At 66.7% G+C, this 14,800-nt stretch carries 14 protein-coding genes, 1 tRNA gene and 1 pseudogene; 4 read left to right on the top strand and 12 right to left on the bottom strand.

The window, feature by feature from the left end:
• Together RKE40_RS16525 and RKE40_RS16520 are read left to right on the top strand one after the other, a co-directional pair.
• Positions 1-108 (top strand): annotated as a pseudogene (locus tag RKE40_RS16525) (IS5/IS1182 family transposase); the annotation flags it as partial.
• A gap of 140 nt (positions 109-248) precedes the next feature.
• Complete coding sequence (locus RKE40_RS16520; protein ID WP_316019321.1) at positions 249-1,175, top strand: LysR family transcriptional regulator; 927 nt, start codon at positions 249-251, stop codon at positions 1,173-1,175.
• A 10-nt stretch (positions 1,176-1,185) separates the two neighbouring features.
• Here the strand turns inward: RKE40_RS16520 and RKE40_RS16515 are convergent, their stop codons facing one another.
• The 5 genes from RKE40_RS16515 to RKE40_RS16495 all read right to left on the bottom strand — a co-directional run bounded on the left by RKE40_RS16515 (position 1,186) and on the right by RKE40_RS16495 (position 5,733).
• Positions 1,186-1,881 carry an RraA family protein gene (locus tag RKE40_RS16515; RefSeq protein WP_316019320.1) on the bottom strand — a complete coding sequence of 232 codons (696 nt, stop codon included), beginning with the start codon at positions 1,879-1,881 and terminating at the stop codon, positions 1,186-1,188.
• Positions 1,882-1,955: 74 nt separating this feature from the next.
• The gene (locus RKE40_RS16510; RefSeq protein ID WP_316019319.1) at positions 1,956-2,930 is read right to left on the bottom strand and encodes a Bug family tripartite tricarboxylate transporter substrate binding protein; all 975 of its coding nucleotides are present in this window, start codon (positions 2,928-2,930) and stop codon (positions 1,956-1,958) included.
• 55 nt (positions 2,931-2,985) lie between these two features.
• The gene (locus RKE40_RS16505; protein WP_316019318.1) at positions 2,986-3,891 is read right to left on the bottom strand and encodes an ABC transporter permease; all 906 of its coding nucleotides are present in this window, start codon (positions 3,889-3,891) and stop codon (positions 2,986-2,988) included.
• Between the two features lie 8 nt (positions 3,892-3,899).
• Positions 3,900-4,724, bottom strand: coding sequence for an ABC transporter ATP-binding protein (locus RKE40_RS16500; RefSeq protein WP_316019317.1), 825 nt, complete (start codon positions 4,722-4,724; stop codon positions 3,900-3,902).
• Between the two features lie 4 nt (positions 4,725-4,728).
• Positions 4,729-5,733 (bottom strand): ABC transporter substrate-binding protein, encoded by a 1,005-nt coding sequence (locus tag RKE40_RS16495; RefSeq protein ID WP_316019316.1) that lies wholly within the window; start codon positions 5,731-5,733, stop codon positions 4,729-4,731.
• A 190-nt stretch (positions 5,734-5,923) separates the two neighbouring features.
• Between RKE40_RS16495 and RKE40_RS29845 the strand changes: the two genes are divergently transcribed.
• Positions 5,924-6,571 (top strand): hypothetical protein, encoded by a 648-nt coding sequence (locus RKE40_RS29845; protein ID WP_316019315.1) that lies wholly within the window; start codon positions 5,924-5,926, stop codon positions 6,569-6,571.
• Positions 6,572-6,890: 319 nt separating this feature from the next.
• On the opposite strand, the gene RKE40_RS16485 is transcribed toward RKE40_RS29845, so the two are convergent.
• The 7 genes from RKE40_RS16485 to RKE40_RS16455 form a co-directional block, all read right to left on the bottom strand.
• On the bottom strand, positions 6,891-7,688 hold the full coding sequence (locus RKE40_RS16485) for an MBL fold metallo-hydrolase (RefSeq protein ID WP_316019314.1): 798 nt from the start codon (positions 7,686-7,688) through the stop codon (positions 6,891-6,893).
• Positions 7,689-7,705: 17 nt separating this feature from the next.
• Entirely contained in the window at positions 7,706-8,506 is an 801-nt protein-coding gene (locus RKE40_RS16480) for a TatD family hydrolase (RefSeq protein WP_316019313.1), read from the bottom strand.
• On the bottom strand, positions 8,506-10,065 hold the full coding sequence (gene metG / locus RKE40_RS16475) for a methionine--tRNA ligase (RefSeq protein WP_316019312.1): 1,560 nt from the start codon (positions 10,063-10,065) through the stop codon (positions 8,506-8,508). The genes RKE40_RS16480 and metG overlap by 1 nt, the downstream gene beginning before the upstream one ends.
• Before the next feature lie 23 nt (positions 10,066-10,088).
• Positions 10,089-11,159, bottom strand: coding sequence for a DNA polymerase III subunit delta' (locus RKE40_RS16470; RefSeq protein WP_316019311.1), 1,071 nt, complete (start codon positions 11,157-11,159; stop codon positions 10,089-10,091).
• Entirely contained in the window at positions 11,156-11,842 is a 687-nt protein-coding gene (gene tmk, locus RKE40_RS16465) for a dTMP kinase (RefSeq protein ID WP_316019310.1), read from the bottom strand. Before tmk ends, RKE40_RS16470 begins: the two co-directional genes overlap by 4 nt.
• An 8-nt stretch (positions 11,843-11,850) precedes the next feature.
• On the bottom strand, positions 11,851-13,038 hold the full coding sequence (locus tag RKE40_RS16460; RefSeq protein ID WP_316019325.1) for a D-alanyl-D-alanine carboxypeptidase family protein: 1,188 nt from the start codon (positions 13,036-13,038) through the stop codon (positions 11,851-11,853).
• Between the two features lie 72 nt (positions 13,039-13,110).
• Positions 13,111-14,262 (bottom strand): septal ring lytic transglycosylase RlpA family protein, encoded by a 1,152-nt coding sequence (locus RKE40_RS16455; protein WP_316019309.1) that lies wholly within the window; start codon positions 14,260-14,262, stop codon positions 13,111-13,113.
• A 411-nt stretch (positions 14,263-14,673) separates the two neighbouring features.
• Here RKE40_RS16455 and RKE40_RS16450 point away from each other — a divergent pair.
• Positions 14,674-14,763, top strand: a tRNA-Ser gene (locus RKE40_RS16450).
• The last annotated feature ends 37 nt before the right edge of the window (positions 14,764-14,800 follow it).

Below are 14,800 nucleotides of genomic sequence, written 5' to 3'. Positions count from 1 at the left end.
TTCGCCAAGCTCAAAGACTGGCGGCGCATCGCAACCCGCTACGACCGATGCGCCCACACCTTCTTCTCAGCCATCTGCATCGCCGCAGCCGTCATCTTCTGGATCTGATCAATGAGTCCTGAGCCTAAGGTCTGCTTTGCGGATCCGGCGATGCTCGGCAGGATGACATTGGATAGAAAAAGCGACCATATTTGACTCGAATGATTGCTTTTTCTATTCGGTCGTCCGACCGGCGAAAGGGGCCAGCCATGTTGACCTTCAAGCAGATCGAAGCCGCCTACTGGATCAGCAAGCTCGGCAGCTTCCATGCTGCGGCGAAAAGGCTCAACACGACCCAGTCGACCGTCTCCAAGCGCATCGCCGAGCTCGAAAAGTATCTCTCGATCGAGATCTTCGACCGCAGCAACAAGACGACGCAGCTCACCATCAAGGGGCGCGAGCTGATCGACGACTTCGTCCAGATGCTCGATCTTCAGCAGAACGTCGTGCGCCGTGTCGGCAGCGACGTCTCCTATGCCGGGCGGTTCCGCTTCGGCGTGACCGAGATGGTCGCGCTGACCTGGCTGCCCGCCCTGATCGCCGGCATCAAGCAGCTCTATCCGGACATCATCCTCGAGCCGAAGATCGACCTGACCGTCAACCTGCGCCAGCAGATGGTGACGCATCGGCTCGACATGATCATCTGCCCGGCGCCAAAGACCGACAACAGCTTCCCGACGGTGCCGCTCGACTTCCTGGAATCGGAATGGATGTGCAGCCCCGCTCTGGTCAGCTCCAAGGGGGTGGTGCCGATCGAGCGCCTGATGGAGCTGCCGCTGCTGACCTATGCCGAGGGCTCGCTGCTGCATCTCAACCTGCTGCAGGCACTGGCGGCAATCGACATCAAGCCGCAGAACACCATCACCTGCAACAGCATGATCGCGCTGGCGGAAATGGCGAGCGCCGGCCTCGGCATCACCTACCTGCCGACCGGATACTTCTCGACCTATCGCGGGGATGGCTATCTGCGGCCGGTGCGGACGAACCTCGTCCTGCCGCCGCTCGAATACCTTGCGGTTCATCGCAATGATGCCGTCAGCCGCAGGATCGCGCAGCTGGCGCACGAAACCTGCGACTTCGGGATCCCGCGCTGGCGCCGGCCCGGGGAGGCCGCGCCGCAGCGGCAGGCGCCCTGAGCAGGCATGCTCAGCGCACCTTGTACTTGCGCACGGCGTCCTGGAGCGTGGCGCCGGTGCGCATGAAGCCCTGCATCTCCTCCTCGACCGCGACGAGCTCACGCGCCTTGGCGGCGATCGCGCCGGCCTGCGCCGGGTCGATCACCACGACGCCGTCGGCATCGCCGACGATGATGTCGCCCGGGCGGATCAGCACGCCCGCGCAGATCACCGGCTCGTTGCGGATCGCGGTCGCGAAGCGGTAGTGACCGGCGCGCGGCGAGGTGCCCTGCGCGAAGATCGTCATGCCGAGCGGCCCCATCTCCTCGAGGTCGCGGATCGCACCGTCGGTGATCAGGCCGAGCGCGCCGACCGCGGCGGCCCGTGTCGCCATGTTGCCACCCCAGTTGGCATGGGTGGCGATGCCCTGCGTCGCGATCACCATGATCGAGCCCGGGCCGCAGCCGTCGATCACTTCCTGGATCGCCAGCGAGAATTCCGGCTTGATCTCCTGCTGGCCGCCATTGGAGGGCAGGGGGACTCGCCCGATCGTCCGGGCTCGGCCGAGGATGCGCTTGCCGACGAGCAGGCGAACGGTCGGGCCGAGCGCAGTATCCTTGAGCCCGAGCGCGAGCATCGCATCGGACAGGGTCGAGACCTGGAAATGCTCGAACTGCGACAGTTCGGGATCGTGGGCGGGCGTTGCTGACGATGTGGCAATCGACATGGCAGTCTCCTGGACAGCGGGCCCGGCGAGCTTCGGCGCGGGCGTTCGGCGAAATGATTGGGGCGCGGCCCCGACTATTGCGGCTGGAGGCCTGCGGTCTCGGCTGCCGCCTTCCATTTGATCAGCTCGGAGCCGACGCGCTTGCGCAGCGCATCGGGCGTGTCAGGCGCGGGCAGGAAGCCGATCTCGTAGAGACGCGTGCGCAACGCGGGGTTTGCCACGGCGTCGCTGAAGGCCTTGCCGAGCTTCTCGACGATCGGCTTCGGGGTTCCGGCCGGCGCGAAGATGCCGCTCCAGGAATAGGCTTCTACGGGGGTGCCAGCCTCGGCCATGGTCGGCAGATCCGGCGCATTCGAGGCGCGTGTCGCCGAGGCGATCGCCAGGCGCCGCAGGCTGCCGTCGGCGACATAGGGCTCGGTGGCGGCGAAGGTGTCGAACATGAAGGTCAGCCGGCCGCCGAGCAGTTCGGTGATCGCCGGCGCCGAGCCGCGGAAGGGTACATGCGCGGCCTCGACCCCGGCCGCCGTCTTGAACAGCTCGCCCGCGAGATGGAGCGGCCCGCCGACGCCGGAGGAGCCGTAATTGATCTTGCCCGGATTGGCCTTGAGATAGGCGACCAGCTCGGCGACCGTCTTGGCTGGCACGTCGCGGTTCACCACAAGCACGAGCGGCACCTCGGCCAGCATCGCGACCGGCTCGAAGCTCGTCTGCGCGTCGAAGCCCAGCGACTTGTAGAGCGCCTGGTTCATGCCGTGGGTCGCGGCCGTTCCCAGCAGCAGCGTGTAGCCGTCCGGCGCGGCCCGGGCGACGGCGCTCGCCGCGATGTTGCCGGCGCCGCCGACGCGGTTGTCGATCACCAGCGATTGCTTGATCGCCTCCGAAACGCCCGGCGAGATCAGGCGCATGAAGATGTCCTGGCCACCGCCGGCCGCGAAGGGCACGAGAATGGTGACGGGGCGGGCAGGGTAGTCCTGCGCCAGTGCCGGCGAATGCCCCAGCGCCGCGCAGGCGGCAGCGGCCATGCCGCCGAGGAAGGTTCTGCGGTCCACGATATCGGTCCTTTTCGAGCGTTGGACGGGAGCGGCATCAGGTGCCGCCGCCGGATCAGTTCTGCATGCCCCAGCGCCGGATCGTGGCTGCCTCGATGCTCCGGAAGACCACCCCCTCGACGATCAGTCCGATGACGATCACCGTGAAGAGCCCGGCGAAGACATGCGCGGTTTCGAGCGCGTTGCGGTTCTGGAAGATGTACCAGCCGAGACCGGCCGAGCTGCCCGAGACGCCGAAGACCAGTTCGGCGGCGATCAGCGTGCGCCAGGCGAAGGCCCAGCCGATCTTGAGTCCGGCCAGGATCGAGGGAAACGCCGCCGGTATCAGGATGGAGAGCACCATGCGCAGGCCGCCCAGCCCGTAGTTCCGGCCGACCATGCGCTGCGTCTGGCTCACTGACAGGAAGCCGGTGAAGGCATTGAGCGAGACCGCCCACAAGACCGAATGAACGATCACGAAGATCAGGCTCTCCAGACCGAGGCCGAACCAGAGCAGCGCCAGCGGCAGGATCGCGATCGCCGGCAGCGGGTTGAACATCGCCGTCAGTGTCGCCAGCAGATCGGTGCCGATCCGTGTCGAGATCGCGATGGTCGTGAGCACGGCGGCGAGCAACACGGCCGTGCCGTAGCCGATGAGTAGAACGCGCACCGAGTTGCCGACCGCCGAAAGCAGGACGCCGCTCGACATGTCGGTCGTCCAGGCGACCAGCGTGTCGCTAAGCGAGGGGAACATCAGCGGGTTGTCGGCGAACCGCGCATAGACCTCCCAGAGGATGCCGAGCGCGATCAGCACCAGGCCCCGCCGCAGCGGCGTGTGCGCCATGGCGCGCTGCCAGAGCCCGACATCGCGGACGATCTCGCCGATCGCCGCGGCGTCGAGCGTCCGGTGCTCGATGCTCGGGCGGGCCGGCAATTCCTTGAAGCGCGTGCGCCCGCGCATGGTGTGGATCGCCTCAGCCATCGACGTGCCTATCCATGTGCGATCTTCTCCTCGCCGAAGAGCATGCCGTTGATCTTGCGATTGAAGGCCATGAACTCCTCGCTGCCGGCGTCCTCCTGCTTGAAAGGCGTGGCATCGAGTTCGGCACGGATCTGGCCGGGGTGAGGGGTCATCACCACGATCCGGCTGCCGATCACGATCGCCTCCTGAATCGAGTGCGTGACGAAGACCAGGGTGAAGCGGATGTCGTTCCAGAGCTCGAGCAACTCGTCCTGCATGCGACGGCGCGTCAGCGCGTCGAGCGCCGCGAACGGTTCGTCCATCAGCAGGATCTCCGGCTCCATGGCGAGCGCCCGCGCAATCGCGACGCGCTGCTTCATGCCGCCCGACAGCGTGTGCGGGTGGCTGTCGGCGAATTTGGCGAGCCCGACCTTCTCGACCGCGCGCATGGCCCGGTCTCGCCATTCCGAGCGCGGAAAGCGCCCGGTCTTGCGCATCGGGAACATCACGTTGCCGAGCACTGTCTGCCAGGGCAGGAGCTGGTCGAACTCCTGAAAGACCATCATCCGGTCGGCCCCCGGCCCGGTGATGCGCTTGCCGGCGAGGCTGATCTCGCCTTCGACCGGCGACAGGAAGCCGCCAATGCCCTTGAGCAGGGTGGATTTCCCGCAGCCGGACGGGCCGAGCAGGATGAAACGGTCCTGCCGCTGCACGTCGAAGGAGACGCGGTAGGTCGCCGTGACGATCTGGCGCCGGGTCTGGTATTGCAGCGTCACGTCGCGGACGCTGAGCAGGGGCGTCGCCGCCTGCTGAGCCTGCGCCTCCAGCGGCTCGCGCATCATTGCCAAAGCCATCGCACTAGCTACCGGAGCCCTGGTTGACGGGCGGGAAGAACACATCCTGCCATTTGGCCGGCGCGGTCTTCAGCTGCCCGAGCTTCACCATGAAGTTGGCGGTATCGATGATGCCGTTCGGCTCGGTCGTGTATTCGTGCTTGTTGTTCTCGATGACCTTGAGCATCTCCTCGGCCGAGAGCTTGCTCGGCTCAGCGGCGGTGTAGATCTTGGCGGTTTCGGCGACCTCGCTCTGGATGAAGCGGCCGGCCTCGTCGAGCGCTGCGACCACCGCGGAAGACAGCTCCTTGTTCTCTTCGACGAACTTCCTGAGCACGCCGACCACGCCATTGGTCATGTTCGGCGGATTGTACTCGGTCGTCCGGCCGATGACGTGCACGTTCGGCTGCTGCGCCAGGAACTCGGCGAAGGGCGACAGCGCGAAATAGACCTGGACCGTGTTGCCGGTGGTCAGCGCCGCGACCGCATCCGGATGGGGCAGGGAGACGATCTGCTTGTCGAAGCGCAGCGCCTGGCCCGGGCCGAAGATCTGCTCGGCGGCACGGCGCAGGATCAGCGCCTGCGAGCTCGTCGGCCCCGGGGTCGCGATCTTGTCGGTCGGCCGGATGTCCTTCAGCGACTTGATCGCCGGGTCGTTGGCGAAGATCGTATAGACGCCCTTCCAGTAGGCGCTGAGGCCACCCAGATCGTAGGCGCGGCGGGTCTTCTCGTGGGCGATCAGCAGGCCGAGCGTGCCGAGTGCGCCGACCTGGATGTTGCCGCTGATCAGGCCCTCGGTGATCGCGGTCGGGCCGCTGAGGCGCACGATGTTGATTTTGGGATCCCGGATGCCGGCCTTCTCGGCCGCCTTGGTGAACAGGCCCTGCCGCTCTGCGACGATAATATTCAGATAGGGCAGGCCATATTGGATCGCAAAAGTGATCGGTTTGGACTGGGCCCAGACGGCCGGAGCGGGAAGGGTGAACGAGGCTGCGGCACCGGCCAGCAGCTTCCGGCGATTCATGATCATGCGTTTCGATCCCCACTGAATGTCGGTCTGAGCCGACTACTTTGATGGGGCTTGACCCCTGCGGACAGCCTAAAACCGACACGCATGAAGTAAAGAGAACAATGTTCAGCTGCTGCGATCGCCTTTTGGAATTATCTTCTCACGCGGAGGGCGGCGGGAGTTGGTTGAACTTCGCCGATCGAAGACAGCGTTGCGTGATTTTCGCGAACCGTGGACGATTCTCGATTCGCGACGAAAGAGGCCGGCTGCCGCGCCCCAGCCGAACCGGCTTTCGAACCGTGCGGCCGAGGCTGCGGGCTGCTCCACTGCAGCGGTCTCTGCGGCAAGCTCAGCGGTGCTGGGCAGAGGTCTGCGCGCCGTCTGTCCGCAGGGTGGACATGATCAGTTTGTCCCGGTGGACGCCGCCGAAGAACGCCGATCCTCGCGCGACACCTTCTGGAACGAAGCCGGCTGCCGCGTAGGCGCGCCGGGCACGCAGGTTCTCCGGAAAGAAGCCGAGCTAGAGACGGTGCGCCTGCGTATCCCGGAAGACCTTTTCGATGACGGCTCGCAGCAGTGCTCGGCCGACACCGCTGCCGGGCGTCGAGACGGCAATACGCTTCAGCAGCGTGACGCGTTCGGGAGAGGCCCAATCCCGCAGAATGGCGAAGCCGGCAGGCTGGTCGCCGAGCAGCCCGAGGAAATGGGCGTGGCGTCCGTCACCGAGCGCCGAAAGGTGCTTCTGCTCATCCTGGCGGCCGACGACGGCGTCATAGCCTTCCAGGCGTTCGGTCGCCATGACGTAGGCCAGATCGGAAGCGGTGGCACGAGCCAGATGAAGATGCGCCATGCCCGATGATCAAGACGCCTTGGCGGTGCCGTCAACGAGACGGCTGCAGGCTCGCAACGGCCGCGGCCTCACACCCGCCAGAACACTGGCAGGCCGCAGCTAACAGGGAAGATGGCGTCAGCTCCAACCGGACGATCAGCCTGCGTGCGGCCCAGATGGCAACTTCGCACGGCTTCGGCAACTCCGACAGCCAGACGGGAGGCGGTCAATAAGGGGAGCGCGATCAGCCTCGGAACGCGCTTCGCTTCAATTCGCATAAGACATATTATGGAACTTAATTCGATGGTCCGGGACGCTGCCAAAGGTGGACCCGCAAGCTCGCGCTGCCTCAGAGCGCCAGCACCATCCCGTCATAGGCCGGTTCGACATTTCGCGGCAAACGCTTGGAAAGAGCCGCATAATCGAGATCGACATGCAGGTTGGTCAGCACGGTGCGGCGCGGCTTCAGCAGCGTGATCGCGTCGAGTGCCTGCTCCAGATTGAAATGGCTGGGGTGCGGCGCCTCGCGCAGGCAGTCGAGGATCAGCAGGTCGAGCCCGGTCATCGCCGCCTGGGCTTCCGGCGGGATCGCGCTGACATCCGGCGCATAGCCGATGCCGCCGAAGCGAAAGCCGAGCGCGTCATAACCCGGGCCGTGCTCAAGCCGGAACGGCAAGGCCTCGATCGCGCCGCCTGGCCCGTCGACTGCGTGAAGCTCGCCGGCGGCTAGCGGGCACAGATCGAGGATCGGCGGATAGAGGCTGCCGGGCGGCGTCTCGAACAGATAGCTGAAGCGTGAGCGGAGCGTCGCGCCGGTCACAGCGTCGGCATGGACCGGAATGCGCTTGCGCATATGCAGAACGAGCGCCCTGAGATCGTCGATGCCATGGGTATGGTCGGCATGGTCATGGCTGAACAGCACGGCGTCGAGCCGCTTGACCTCCGCGCCGATCAGCTGCTCGCGCAGATCCGGCGTGGTGTCGACCAGCACGCTCGTCGTGCCTCCGGCGCCTTCGCGCTCGACCAGCACCGAACAGCGCCGCCGGCGGTTCCTGGGATTGGCGGGGTCACAGGCGCCCCAGCCGGAGCCCGGCCGCGGCACGCCGCCCGAGGAACCGCAGCCGAGGATCGTGACCTTCAGGCTCATGCAGCCACCGCCTCGGCTCAACCGACCTGCGCCGGGCGTGCGGCGTGGTCCATCTTCCAGTAGCAGCGGCGCGCATTCTCGCTCGTGATGCGCGCGATCTCGTCGAAGGAAACGCCCTTTACGTCGGCCAAAACCTTTGCCGTTTCAACGACATAGGAGGGTTCGTTGCGCTTGCCGCGATAGGGCGTCGGCGCAAGGTACGGCGCGTCAGTCTCGACAAGCAGGCGCTCCGCCGGGATCTCGCGGGCGATGGCTCGCAGGGCCTCGGAGGTCTTGAAGGTCAGGATACCGGAGAACGAGACATAGAGGCCGAGCTCGACGCCGGTCCGGGCCAGCATCTCGCCGGCGGTGAAGCAGTGCAGGATGGCGGGGAAGGCGCCCTTCCCCATCTCCTGGCGCAGGATCGCGGCCATGTCCTCGTCGGCCTCGCGCGAATGGATGACGAGCGGCAGCTGCGTCTGGCGCGCGGCGTCGATATGGGTCAGCAAACCCTGCGCCTGCGCCTCGCGCGGGCTCTTGTCGTAATGGTAGTCGAGCCCGGCCTCGCCGATGGCGACGCAGCGCGGATGCCGCGACAGCTCCACCAGCTCAGCGGCGGTGACGTCGAGTTCCTCATGCGCGCCATGGGGATGCGTACCGACCGTGCACCAGACGGAAGCGAAACGCTCGGCCAGCGCCGCATAGGTGGCAAAGCGCGCGACGCGGGTCGAGATCGTCACCATGCGGCTGACGCCCGCGGCTTCCGCCCGCGCGACATAGGCCTCGATATCCTCGGCGAAGTCGGGGAAATCGAGATGGCAATGCGTATCGATCAGCATCAGGAGGCCGCGGCCTCCTCGGGCTCGACATAGCGCGGGAAGACCGCGCTTGGCGCCGGCAAGGCGGTGCCGGAGGCGAGTCGACCAGCCTCGCCGAGCGCAGCGAAATTGCGCGCCTCAGCCGGCACCGCCAGCAGGTCGAGCAGCTTTGCCATGGCCTGCGGCATCACCGGCTGGGTCAGGATCGCCACCTGGCGGATCGTCTCGATGGTGACGTAGAGCACGGTGTCGCGCCGCGCCGGATCGCTCTTGGAGAGCTTCCACGGCTCGTTGTTGGCGAAATAGCGGTTGGCCTCGGCGACCACGGCCCAGATGTCGGCCAGCACGACGTGCAAGGCGAAATCCTGCATGGCGCCGCGCGTCTTCGCCAGCAGCCCGTCGGCCTGCGCCAGCATTGCTTGGTCGGCCTCGGTCAGCGCGCCGGCCGGCGGTACCTTGCCTTCGCAGTTCTTGGCGATCATCGACAGCGAGCGCTGCGCCAGATTGCCGAGATCGTTGGCGAGGTCGGCATTGATCCGGCCGACGATCGCCTCGTGGCTGTAGTTGCCGTCCTGGCCGAAGGAGACCTCGCGCAGGAAGAAATAGCGCAGCTGGTCGACGCCATAGGCATTCGCCAACCCGAACGGGTCGACGACATTGCCGAGCGACTTCGACATCTTGGTGCCCTTGTTCAGCAGGAAGCCGTGGCCGAAGACGCGCTTCGGCAGCGGCAGCCCCGCCGACATCAGGAAGGCCGGCCAGTACACCGTGTGGAAGCGCACGATGTCCTTGCCGATGATATGGACGTCGGCCGGCCAGTAGTGCCAGCGCGGATCGTTCTCGTCCGGGAAACCGCAGCCCGTGACGTAGTTGTTGAGCGCGTCGACCCAGACATACATCACATGCTTGGGATCGCCGGGAACCGGCAGGCCCCAGTCGAAGGTGGTGCGGCTGATCGAGAGATCCTCGAGCCCGCCCTGGACGAAGGAGACGACCTCGTTGCGGCGCGTCTCGGGCGAGACGAAGTCCGGCACGTCGCGATAGAGCGCGAGCAGCTTGTCCTGATAGGCCTTGAGGCGGAAGAAGTAGCTCTCCTCCTCGACCCATTCGACCGGCGTGCCCTGCCCGCCCAGGCGCGTGCCATCGGGCTGGAGGGTCGTCTCTTCCTCGCCATAGAAGGCCTCGTCCCGGACCGAGTACCAGCCGGAATATTTGGCGAGGTAGATGTCGCCATTGGCCTCCATCCGGCGCCAGAGTTCCTGCGTCGAGGGCAGGTGGTCGGCATCGGTGGTGCGGATGAAGCGGTCGAAGGAGCAGCCGAGCTGCTGCTCCATCTCCCTGAAGCGCGTGGCGAAGCCGTCGACGAAGTCCTGCGGCGAGAGTCCGTTCTGCGCGGCGGTACGCTGCACCTTCTGGCCGTGCTCGTCGGTGCCGGTCATGGCGAAGACGTCGTAGCCGTCGAGGCGCTTGAAGCGGGCGATCGCATCCGCGGCCACCATCTCATAGGCGTGGCCGATATGCGGCGGGCCGTTCGTGTAGTGGATCGCGGTCGTCAGGTAGAACTTCGGGGCCGAGGCCATGGTCTGTCCGGTGCTGTCTCGTTTCAGGCTGCGCGCGACCGCGCTACCGCCTCCGACAGATCGTGAAACAGCGACATGACGAGGGGGCGGCGGTCGAGATTGTAGGTTTCCACCTCCCGGGCCGCGCGCGCAAGTCTCTCCCATACCTCCGCCAGGGGTGCAAGCCGGGCCGGGCCGGCGGCGGCATGCGCGTGGAGATGGCCACTGAGCCAGCCCTGCACGGTTTCGATCATCACCGCGAACTCGGCCTCGCCGGCCTTGCCCGCGACTTCCTCGCCCAGCGCCAGCAAGGCCGGAAGGTCGACACCCGGCAGAGCGTCGAGCCGCGCCCTCACCGCTTCTACCAGCGCCAGCGTTTCCGGGTCCACATAGCTGAGCGCCCGCTTCACCGAGCCCTCGGAAAGCGCTGCTGCGCGCTGCAGTGCCGAGTCATCATAGGGCAGGCCCATGCGCTCGAGCGCGATCCGTCCCGCCGCTGCGACATCACCCTCGGACAGAGGCTCGAAGGTGAGCAGTCGGCAGCGCGAGCGGATTGTCGGCAGGATCCGGCCGGGCGCATGCGCGACGATCAGGAAGAGCGTGCGTGCCGGCGGCTCCTCGAGCAGCTTCAGCAGGGCGTTGCCGGCCGAGCGGTCGAGCTCCTCGCTGGAATCGACGATGCAGACGCGCCAGCCGCCCTCCCCGGCGCTGGAGCCGAAGCGCTCCAGCACGCGGCGGACCAGATCGACCGGGATGTTGCTGGTGAAGCTCTTGCCATCGGGCTTCGGGATCCGGCGCAGCAGATGCAGGTCGGGATGCGACTGCGCCATGATCTTGCGCGTCGCGCCATCATCGGCGGGGATGGCGAGATCGCTTGCGGTGCGGGCGCGCCGCATCGGATCGCCCTCCGCCAGCAGGAAGCGCGCGGCGCGATAGGCGAAGCTCGCCTTGCCGATGCCTTCGGGACCGCCCAGCAGCCAGGCATGGTGCAGGCGCCCGGAACTCAGGGCTGCGAGAAATGCCTGCTCCTGGCGTTCATGGCCGATCAGCGCCAGCGTCTCGCGCGGATGCGGCGCATTCGGCAGGCGGTCGGGTTCATTGCTCGATTCGATCATGCGGGCGCAATCTGCGGCAGCGGAAGCCGGCTGACCAGCGCGGTCCAGGCCTGCTCGGCGAGCTGTTCCGGCGTCTGGCTGGCATCGAGCACGACGCAGCGCGCAGGCTCGGCTGCGGCGATGTCGAGATAGGCCTGGCGCAGCCGGCGGTGGAAGGCGAGCGTCTCGCCCTCGAAGCGATCGACCTCCTCACCGGGCTGGCGGCGCCGGGCCGCGCGTGCGAGACCGGTTTCCGGCGCGAGGTCGAGGACGAAAGTCAGCTCGGGCATGAGGCCCGCGATCGCTACGGCCTCGAGCGCTGCGAGCTTGCCAGCGGCGATCTCTCCGAGCGTGCCCTGGTAGACCCTCGTCGAGTCGATGAAGCGGTCGCAGATCACCCAGTCGCCGCGCTCCAGCGCCGGCCTGATGCGGCTGTCGACATGGTCGATGCGGGCGGCCGAGAACATCAGCGCCTCGGCGAAGGCGCCATAAGGCTTGATCTTGCCGGCGAGCAGCGAATTGCGGATGCGCTCGGCCTTGGGCGAGCCGCCGGGCTCGCGCGTCAGTTCGACGACAAGTCCGAGCGCCTCCAGCCGGCTTGCGAGTGCCTTCGCCAGGGTTGACTTGCCGGCCCCCTCCCCGCCCTCCAGCGTGATGAAGTGTCCGGGTGCCGGCGCGGCCGCCTTGGGGTCCTGCTCTGCCATTGCTACGCTCAGCTCCGCCCGAGCGCCTTGCGGATCCATCCGGTCGAGACCTCGAACAGGGCATCGAGCGCGCGCTGCTGCAGGCTGCCGACCTTCACCGCCTCGGCCGTGTAGAGCGGGATATCGAGCGTCTTGACCTCGCCGCGCGTGACGAGGAGCCGCGCCACCTGAGCGCCCTCCTCCACCGGTGCCTGCAATGGTCCGCGATAGACGATGCGGGCATTGAGCCGCTCGCTGCTGCCGCGCGGCACGAGCAGATTGACCGGCCCCCTGGCCCTCAGCGCCACCCTGCCCTTCTCGCCGCCATAGACGCTGGCCTCGCCGACGGTCTCGCCAGCGCCGAAGACCTGGCGCTGCTCGAAGGAGCGGAAGCCCCATTCCAGCAGCTTGCGCCCTTCGCTCGCCCGGTCACGGGCGTTCTTCAAGCCGGCAACGACGACGATCAGGCGCTGGTCCTTCTGCACCGCCGAGCCGACCAGCCCGTAGCCGGAATCGTCGACATTGCCGGTCTTGAGGCCGTCGGCACCGATATCCATCGCCAGCAGCGGGTTGCGGTTCTGCTGCCTGATCTTGTTCCAGGTGAATTCGCGCTGGCCGAAGATCTTGTAGAGTTCCGGATAGGTCTTGATCACATGGTCGGAGAGGCGCGCAAGCTCGCGGGCCGTGACCTTCTGCTCGGGATCGGCCATGCCGGTGGCGTTGCGGAACACGGATTTGGTCAGGCCGAGCGCCCGCACGCGCTCCGTCATCAACTTCGCAAAGTTCGCCTCGTCGCCCGAGACCGCCTCGGCCAGTGCGATCGCGGCGTCGTTGCCGGATTGCACGATCAGGCCTTGCAGGATGTCGCCGAGCTTCACCCGGCTGTGAACCAGGGCGAACATGGTCGAGCCGCCCGAGACGCCCCCGCCCTTGCGCCAGGCATTCTCCGAGATCGAGATCTCGGTATCGAGGGTCATCTTGCCCTGCTCGATCTCCTGGAAGGCGACGAGCGCCGTCGCAATCTTCGCCAGACTCGCCGGAACCATCAGCTCGTCGGCGGCCTTCTCATAGAGAACGGCGCCGCTGCCGGAATCGAGCAGCACGGCATAAGGCGCGGCTGATTGAAAGCTCTGGGCACCGGCGACAGGAATGGCAGCGAGCAGGAAGGCCACCGCGCCAAGGGAGCGCCCGCCACGCGCCAGATAACGGCCGAACATGAGCATCGAACGACCTCGCGCCATCTCTCGATCAGATGATGGCGCCGTGCGGGCGGTCAAGCCCGGCGCGGATCAATTCCGCGCAAGCGGCTGGAGAATCTGCGGCTTGACGCCGGAAGCCAGCGGGTGGCCGGAAGCGAAGCGCGCGGACGGCGCCTTTTCCGGGGCAGCGAAGAGGCTGGCGACGCTGGTCCGCGGGACCGAGGACGCCGAGGTCATGACGGCCGGCCGCAGCACCGGGACCGGCTTGCTGGCGTTGGCTATGGTATCGAGATCGAACGGACGCTCGGGCGGCAGCCGGACGCCGCGCATCGGGACGCCGTCCCCCCCAGTGCTGACAGTCGTGACCTGGATCGGGCTCTGGAGCGGCGCGCGCTGCGGCTGCTCGGCATAGGCCTGGGCCACGGGCTGCGAAACCGGCGCCGCACGGACGGGAACCGGAGCCGGCTGCGGGCGTTGATCCTCGGTATCGGAACCCAGATCGATCTGCGTATTGCCGGCGACGAGGCTGCGCGAGCTCTGGCCGGGGATCGAGGCCGGCTGGCCGTCGGTACGAAGGGAGGCGAGCAGCAGCTTGTCGTCGGAGCCGCCGAGCGAGGCCTGGCCGAGATACTCGACCTTGACGCGCGCCGTGCCGAGATGGCGGAACGCGAGCGCTTCGGCCGTGCGTTGCGACACGTCCATGACGCGGCCGCCATGGAACGGTCCGCGGTCGTTGACGCGTACTATGATGGAGCGATTGTTGACCACGTTGGTCACGCGGGCATAGGCCGGCAGCGGCATGGTCGGGTGCGCGGCGCTGATGCCGTGGCGGTCATAGACCTCGCCATTGGCGGTGCGGCGGCCGTGGAAGGCTTCGCCATACCAGGACGCGGTGCCGACCAACGTATGGCCGACCTGCTTGTCGAAGGGCGTATAGCGCTTCCCGGCGACGGTGTAGCTGCGGCCGATCAGCTGGCGTCCGCCGCCTTTCGGGACGGGCTGCCCCTCCTCGACGACGCGGGCGCTGGCCGGGCCATATTTCGACGACGGGAACGCGCCGATCTCCTTCGACTTGCCGCGGCGGGCGACACCGTCATTGGCGCAGTTTGCGAGGAAGACGCCGGCCACAACGACGCAGCCGAGGCGGGCTGCGGTCTTGAGGGGGGAGCAGGAGCGGGAGTCGTCGCGGGCGTCATTGGCGCTGGATACCACCGGTGCCGTAGAGCTTGCGCGTCCGATCATGCCCAAATTCCTGCGGTTCGCCAAAAAAACAGCACTGCACTCGCCGCGTGAACGCAGCGATATGCCAGCTTTCGGCCGATTCAATTAAGGGATCGTTAAGGCGGTGAGGCGCGGCGGCGACACCGTTAACAAAAGCCCAGCTGCCCCCTTTGGGCGGGCACAAAGGTGTCGGAAATGCGGCAGCTGTCAACCTCTCTCCATCTCTCCGCCATTTTTTGGGCCGGCGTGGCGTCGATGCAACGGAGCCTTCTAAGACGTTCTTGCGCGGGCGACCGAGACCTAAAGGCCGCACAAGGCATTGAAAAGTATGTCCGTTCTAACCGGTTCCCAAATTGGGCCGTCCCCTTTCAGCGGTGCTGGGGCGCGAGGCGCTTGCAAAACGCCGCGACCGGCGGCAATGACGGTGACACCGGAAGGGTGGCCGAGTGGTTTAAGGCAGCGGTCTTGAAAACCGCCGTAGGTGAAAGCCTACCGTGGGTTCGAATCCCACCCCTTCCGCCAGCACCGGCGGCAAGATTCCGGCCGCGACCGGAGGCCG

It is taken from the genome of Allobosea rubneri (assembly GCF_032464875.1).
Lineage (GTDB): Bacteria > Pseudomonadota > Alphaproteobacteria > Rhizobiales > Beijerinckiaceae > Allobosea > Allobosea rubneri.
The sequence above is the reverse complement of the archived record's forward strand: the minus strand, read 5'-3'. Positions and strand labels throughout refer to the sequence as shown.